General features: G+C 66.3%; 2 protein-coding genes, 1 rRNA gene and 1 pseudogene. 3 read left to right on the top strand and 1 reads right to left on the bottom strand.

Annotated features, from left to right (window positions below; genetic code table 11):
- Positions 1-262 precede the first annotated feature (262 nt).
- The 3 genes and pseudogenes from ACWEJ6_RS54070 to ltrA form a co-directional block, all read left to right on the top strand.
- Positions 263-604 (top strand): hypothetical protein, encoded by a 342-nt coding sequence (locus ACWEJ6_RS54070; RefSeq protein WP_452433538.1) that lies wholly within the window; start codon positions 263-265, stop codon positions 602-604.
- 1845 nt (positions 605-2449) lie between these two features.
- Complete coding sequence (locus ACWEJ6_RS54065) at positions 2450-4591, top strand: hypothetical protein (protein WP_452433537.1); 2142 nt, start codon at positions 2450-2452, stop codon at positions 4589-4591.
- An 894-nt stretch (positions 4592-5485) separates the two neighbouring features.
- Positions 5486-6472: pseudogene (gene ltrA, locus ACWEJ6_RS54060) on the top strand (group II intron reverse transcriptase/maturase); the annotation flags it as partial.
- Between the two features lie 22 nt (positions 6473-6494).
- On the opposite strand, the gene ACWEJ6_RS54055 reads toward ltrA, so the two are convergent.
- Positions 6495-6596, bottom strand: a 23S ribosomal RNA gene (locus ACWEJ6_RS54055); the annotation flags it as partial.

Below are 6596 nucleotides of genomic sequence, written 5' to 3'. Positions count from 1 at the left end.
CGCAAACGTGGATCGCGCGGCGGCCGGCCTCCCGCCTTCGACAAGATCGACTACCGCGAGCGCCACGCCGTCGAGTGCGCGATCAACCGGCTCAAACGCCACCGCGCCGTGGCCACGCGGTATGACAAGCTGGCCGTCCGCTACGAAGCGACCGTACATTTCGCCTGCGTCAACGAGTGGTTGTCACCACGCTCTTGGCCGCGGCTGGGATCTTGCACAATCTGTTGGAGCGGTGACCCGTACGCCTGGAAAGGGGTCGATAGTGGGGCGCGAGTACATCCGGCTGAAGGCGGAAACCGAGGGCGGCCAACTCATCGTGGAGCCGTCCGAGGACGCCCTCTACGAAATGATCATCGAGCTCGCCCTGCCCGACAACACCTTCGTCATCGTCGAACCACACGAAGACGACCCCACCTGGTTCGCCTCAGTCGCCCGCCTCGACGATGGCACCTACGAGGTCGAATACCGCGACCCGCTTCGTCGGTATCACCGCCTTGATACCGCGACCGACCCGAGCCGCATCGCTTCCGACGTCACCATCTGGACCGCTCAAGCCTCTCGAGCACACGCAGCCCTCACCCGAGACCCCTCACACAACTTCTGAAACAGGCCCTATCGCGGCGTCTGCGCGCTGGTCGGCGGCCGGCAGGTGGCGCTGTTAGCCGGGAAGTACGGTGATCGGCGACGCGTCGTTCTCCACCATGAGCGGCCGGCGCGCGGATTGCCGGAGCCGGCGGCCCCTGCGGCGTGCGGGTCTATGTGCGGGTCGATCCCCGCTGTCACCATCAAGACCTCCCCTCTCCGCTGTCGTAGGTGACGGGACCGAGGCGAGAACTCTGACCAGAGGGGGCAGATCTGTCGCGAGTCGACGACTCACCGGGCTGCCATCAAGTCACTCCACGCCAGGGCTCGCGCCTCGCATGCTGTCGTGGACAGATCAACGGAAGGCCTTCCGGCACGTGCTCTCCGAGTCACGCAATGACGCAGCGCGCATCATCCCCCCGCGAAGGAGCTCCACGCACTCCACCCTGCCCCATAGGTTCTTGCTTTCGTCACGCCGCCAGGGGCTGTGCGGTCGCGGAAGTAGCCCGGCAAGTCAGTGGCGAGAGAGAACCGATGGTACGAGCGCATCTCGCTGCTTTGGCCTCGGGTCTGGGATTGCTTTAGTTCGGTAGGGGGAGTGGTGATGGGCGCGGTCAGGGCGTCACAGAACGTCTCGACAGTGCGATCCGAGGGCAGGTGGACCAGCGGAACGTAGCGGCTGGTGCGCTCGACAATCGTCTCGATCTGTGACTTCCGCTCCTCGCCGGTGATGAGACGCCCTTCCAATGACCGTGGACGGCTTGCTTCTCCACCTCGGCTGGACGGTCGCTGATCAACCCCTGGGTGAGAATGAGTCGGGGCTGGCGCGGCCCGTGGTGGCGATACGGTTGCCGGACCGCGCGGCCAGTCCGTAGCGCCCACGTCAGCTCGCGGCGTAGTTCTCCCCGTCCCTGGCCGGGGAGCGCCTGGTAGATCGTCTCGTGCGACACCACATCTCCGGCAGGTCGGGGAACCGGCCACGGGATCTGCGTGATCTGGTCGGGGCTCCACTCCAGCTGCGGTCAGGATCGCACGACCTCACGTGATTCCGAATTGGCTGTCATTTTCGCCCACCTGGCCGCGGACGCCGGGTGCCGGCCCAGGACTGGGCCGCATGGGATCGATAGCGCCACAGTCCCGCAGCGTCCTCAGCGACCCTCACGCGACCAGGATCGATCTCCCGGCTCACCATCGAAGGACTACGGTCCAGCTCGGTGGCGATGGTACGGATCGAGGCGCTCACACACGGTAGGGATTCGTTCGTGCGCGCGCGGCCAGCGGGACGCCGCCTTCGGTAAAGGAGCCGCTCGCACAGTCTGAGCGGGCGGCCGCCCCCGGGCCGGGACCAGGGGTGTACGTCGCGCCACTCGCGGCCGGTTCGTTCGTTCACGAGGACCAGACGTGACGCTTTTGCCGCCGTAGCCCACAGCCATGAGCCGGAGTATTCCTCCCAGTCAGCCCGGGGCTTCTTCGCCTCTGTGCGCCTCGCGTACCTCGCGGACTTCGAAGTCCATCGCATCCCCACAGCTGCGGTGTTGCAACGAATCCTAGAACCCGAGTGAGCGTGCGGTTCTTCGCCGCAGATGCCGGAGAGGCGACGCGCCGCCCGTCGCGCGGGTGGGAGGGCGAGCTGGCAGGCGTGGCGGTGGCGAGGTCGACAGCGACGCCGGCACCGCCGGAGGGCCCCCGCGGCTTTCGTGTCCTTGGAGTACGGAACGTGCCCGGCCGCGGGTTCGATCTTATGCCGAGACGGTTCGCGGCCCTGTTCCGAACAGCGGCCCATCCTAGGCTCATGTGAACTCTTCCCTCTGGAGGTCCCATGCCCGAACCTGAGGCGCCTTCCTCCCCCTTAGACACGATGCGCCCGTTGAACGGCGACCACTTGACACAAGGCATCACCGACAGCCACCAAGACATCCGCGACAGAATGCGGCGCGGCTGGGTGGTCTGGTCCGCCTACCTCCTCACGGCGCGGCACCTGATCCGGCTGGTGACGCCTTCCGTTCTGGTGTTCGTGCCGCTTGGTTTGGTGGCCTCGCTGGGGCTGGTGCCCGTCGTAGGTGGTTCGGCCACGTTGGTCAACGGCTCGTTCGAGCTGTTCCATCCGCCGGTCGGGCCGCTGCTGGCGTGGACGGTGGTGGCGACCGGGCTGGTGCTGGCCGCTCAGGTCGTGGTCCTGCCGGCCACGGTGGTGCTCGCCGCCGGACTGCTGACCGGCAGGCGGGTCCGGGTGTCAGAGGCGATGCGGGCCGCGGTGCGGCGGCTGCCGGCGATGCTGGGGCTGGCGCTACTGGGCCTGCTGGTGTGCGCGGCCATCGCGGCGGCGGGTTTCGGCCTGCGGGACGGGCCGTTGCCAGGGGTGTTCTTCATGATGGCCGTTCTCGCGCTGATCGCGATGCCGTGCCTGCTGAGTGTGGCGGCCGTGACGCTGGAGGGCCAATCCCCGGGAAAAGCGATCGCCCGAGGGTACCGGCTGGCGTGCGCGGTAGGACCGACCCAGAGCGGCCTTGGGTCCAGTTTGTTTGCGCTGGCCCTTGGCGTGCTGGTTCTTCCGGTCGCGGCGCGGCAGGCGGTGGAGTGGGCGGCCTCGGGCCATCTCGTGCTCGGTGGCGCGGCGACTTCGGTCCTGGGACTGGTGTTGCCCGCCTTCCAGGCGACGGTGATCGCCCGCCTGTACCTGCGGCGGCTGGCGCTGCGCGGCACGCCCGCCGAGTTCGACCGGGTCGTCGAGTCCTTGCCCGACAGCGGGCCCTCCCCGGCCAGGCCGGTGCCGGTGCTCGCCGCGCTGCTGCTGCCCGGCCTGCTGTACGCGGGCACGATGCTGGTCAACCCGTTCGGCTGGCTGGAGGTGGACCAGACGGTCGTCACGGCCTCCTGGTCCCATCGTGAGCGTCCGCCGCAGGACGGGCGCCCCGCCCCCACGCTCGGTACCTGGGATCTGCGGGCCGTGTTCGCCGGCCAGGGGTCGAACATGGTCATGCTCATGGACGGGAGCGACCAGGCGAGGACGCTGACCTGCGCCGACAGCGCCTGCGCCCGATACCGGTACGCGTGGGCCGAGCCCGCCCACGCCGACAAGGATCCCATCTCAGTCGGCACCCGGCTGCCAGATGGCCGGATCGTGCTGACCACCTGGACCTCGCGGGGCGAGGACAAGACCTGGCGGGCCAAACTGGGGCTGCTGGTCTGCGACGCGAAGGGCTGCCTACCCCCGGCCGGCGGCAGGTCCCCGGGCGAGGTGAAAGACGAGGACAGGGAGGTAGCCCTGGCGCCTGGCCACTACGGCGGCCTGATGATCGCCCAGGCACGCGATAACGAGAAGCATGGCGAGACCATCTCCGTCACCACCTGCGAGGACGAGACCTGCGCCCAATCCCAGACGAAAGACCTGATCGACCTTCCATCCAGGGCCTCACCCTTCAAGATCCAGGGCCTCGCTGTCGCCGCGGGTCCGCTCAACGCTCCTGTGGTAGTGCGGTCCGATGACAGGACAGGCTCCGTCACAGTAATCACCTGCGAGGACTCCTGCGATACGGTACGCGTCGAACATCCGGTTCAGGGCGGCTGGACGTGGGGTCCGAACATGGATGGCGACACTCCCCCCGGCGCGACCGTGCTGGTCAGGAAGGACGGCCGCCCCCTGATCGCCTACCGCGACTCGGCCGACGGATCGGCCAGGCTGCTCGACTGCCGCAACCGCTCCTGCTCGCAAGGCGACACCGTTGTCCTGTCCACCCCAGGGGCCTACAACATGCCCCCAGCCTTGGCGGTAGACGAGGCCGGCCGCGCCCTGGTGGCCTACCAAGACCTCAGCAATGGCCAGATCGTGGTCGCCTCCTGCTGGGGCACCCGTTGCACGCACACCCCCGTGGCCAAAAGCACACGCGCTCCCGGCCCAGGACTGGCCATGGCCCTGGACGCCCGCGGCCAGCCGGTGATCGCCTGGATCGACGGCAACTGGGGGGACTTCGACCTGGTCGTGACCAACCCCCACAACCTTCCTTCCTGACCGATGACGGCGTTTTGGGAAGCAGGTCAAGACTCGCGGGACTGTTGGAGTTGACCGAGCCGTCGGCGGGGCAGGTGATTCGCCTTCGCCTCAACCACGGTCACCCGTGCCAAGACCCGAGGGAGGAGGACCACTTGGGAGAGCGCCGGGCGTGGGGGGAGTGGTCGACATCGAAGCGCCGCCAGCCTGCCTGGCCGCCGGCGAAATCCACGCCTGCGTCGGCAGGGTCAACCCGAAGCCGCTACTCCCAGACGATCCTCTATTGGACGGCTTCCCGCTCACCTCATACGCCGGCGGCGACACGCGGGTCGCCTTGCTGTGGCAGTCGATGACCGCGGCCAGGTAGAGGAAGCCTTCCCAGGCGCGGATGTAGGTGATTTCGGTGTGCCACGAACGTTGGAAGAGAGGTGCGGAATGTAGGTAGGTGCCTCTTGGAATGCGGTGCTGCGCGAATGATGAAGGTAGGCCCTTCGGAGTCGCCCTGCGGGGGGAGGCTTCAAACCACCACATGCCGCGTTGGCTGAAGACCGTCGTGGTGAGCGATGTGGAAAAGGCGTCGCGAGAGGCGTCAGGTGGGGATCGGGAAGGCGAGCGCGAGCGAATCGCTGATGACGTGTCGAAAACGTATTCAGATGGCATCAAAACTGAGGGTGTAGATATGGCTCCAGGACAAGTCTGGCGGAAACCCGTCTACTGGCCAGATGGTGCCCGGCATGGAGGCGACGCGAGTCTGATCTGCTGCTTTCGCGTGGAACGTGGGAAGGCGAGTCCCGATAGTTCCGTCCGTATGGGCGGTGAAAGGGAGCGTCCCGCAACGGCGGAAACCGTGAGGGATTGAGTACCGGTGCGGGACTCGCCGGCGGACCGGCCCGTAGTAGTGGTGAGGTCCCTGTAATGGGGACGGAGCGAAGGGGCCGGGTCATCCGTGGCTGTGTTCGTTCGATCAACCGGGCGCTGCCTGGGAGGAGTCGCGTGGACGAGCTGAAGTCGTCAGGAAAGCCGTTTGAGATCTCCAAGTGGGAAGTTTGGGAGGCGTGGGGGAAGGTCAAGGCTAATAAGGGTGCGCCGGGAGTGGACGGCTGCTCGATCGAGGAGTTCGAAAAGGATCTGCGGAGCAATCTCTATAAGATCTGGAATCGGATGTCGTCGGGCAGCTACTTTCCGCCCCCGGTGCGAGCGGTGGAAATACCGAAACCGCATGGCGGAGGAACTCGGGTTCTCGGGGTGCCAACCGTCGCGGACAGGATTGCGCAGACCGTGGTTGCGACCCGGTTGGAGAAGCGGGTGGAACCAAAATTCCACCAAGACTCCTACGGGTATCGGCCAGGCCGGTCGGCTCTGGATGCGGTGGGGAAGTGCCGGGAGCGCTGCTTCAAGACCGACTGGGTAGTCGATCTCGACATCCAGAAGTTCTTCGACAGCGTGGCCTGGGGCCTCATGGTCAAAGCGGTGGAGGCCAACACTGATCAGCGTTGGGTAGTGCTGTATGTGGAGCGGTGGCTGCGCGCTCCGCTTCAACTGCCCGACGGAACCTTGCGGCGGCGAGACCGTGGAACTCCGCAAGGGTCGGCGGTTTCGCCCGTGCTGGCGAATCTGTTCCTGCACTATGCGTTCGACATGTGGATGGCGCGGGAGTTCCCGACCGTCTCCTTTGAGCGCTATGTGGATGACGCGGTCGTGCACTGCGTCAGTGAACGCCAAGCCATGAGAGTGGTGGAAGCGATTGGGGGCAGGATGGAAGAGGTCGGGCTGCGGTTACATCCCGACAAAACCCGGATCGTTTATTGCAAGGACGCCAACCGGCGGGGCTCCTATGAGCACACGTCATTCACGTTCTTGGGGTTCTCGTTCCGCGTCCGCTCGGCGCGCGGCAGGCACGGGGTAACCTTCCCGTGCTTCCTGCCTGCGATCAGCAAGGAAGCCCTTAAGAAAATATTACGCCATTCGTGCAGGTCGGAACTTACCCGACAAGGAATTTCGCTACCTTAGGATGGTTATAGTTACC

The organism is Nonomuraea sp. NPDC004702, from assembly GCF_053601695.1.
This window is presented reverse-complemented; position numbering and strand designations above follow the sequence as displayed.